This is a genomic window from Marivirga atlantica (assembly GCF_016734805.1).
Classification (GTDB): domain Bacteria; phylum Bacteroidota; class Bacteroidia; order Cytophagales; family Cyclobacteriaceae; genus Marivirga; species Marivirga atlantica.
This window is the reverse complement of the sequence record NZ_JAERQG010000012.1, coordinates 1-751: the sequence shown is the minus strand read 5'-3', so window position 1 is coordinate 751 and position 751 is coordinate 1. Positions and strand designations below refer to the sequence as shown.

Genomic DNA, 751 nt, shown 5'->3' with positions numbered 1-751 from the left:
GATGGTGATGTGGTTACTGTTAGCGGCACTGATGCTTCAGGATGTAGCAGCTCTTCTGCCGGTACTACCTTTACCGTGGAAGATGCCCCTGCACAACCTACTATCTCTACAGCTTCAGCCACTGAATGCTTAGGAACAAGTGTTACTCTCACAGCCTCTGCTGCGCCTAACAGTGGTGCCTACAGATGGTACAAAGATGGTGTTTTAGTCGGTGGAGCTACTTCTCAGGCTATCGTGCTCAATACTGTGGCTGAGTCTGGTAATTATACTGTAGAGGTAACTGATGGTAATAATACGGCCGTATGCTACTCTACTGCTTCTGCTTCTACTACCGCTACAATCAATCCTTTGCCGAATGCCGGCTTATCGGTTACACCTTCAGCTACTGCTGTATGTGATGGGGGCTCTATTACTTTTAACATTGCAGGCTCTCAATCAGGGGTGAACTACCAGTTATTCGATGAGTCTAATACGGCCATCTCTGCTGCTGTAGGGGGTAATGGTGGGAACATCAATATCTCCTCCGATCCTTTTGTATTTGCTACACTGGGAAGCTCAGAAGTCATCACCGTGCGTGCTACCAATGCTTCTACTACTTGTACTGATGATCTTACTGATACGGAAACTATTACCATCAACCAACTGCCTACTGTAACATTGGCTGATGATGATGCTGATGATATTATCTGTTCTGGCACTACCGTTACTTTCACCGCTTCCGGTGCTACTAACTACCAGTTCTTCGTTAACG

General features: G+C 46.5%; 1 protein-coding gene. It reads left to right on the top strand.

All coding sequences use genetic code 11. From position 1 onward, the window contains the following. Positions 1-751, top strand: a 751-nt coding sequence (locus tag JKP34_RS18120) for an Ig-like domain-containing protein (RefSeq protein WP_449566794.1), incomplete at both ends; no start/stop codon positions are given.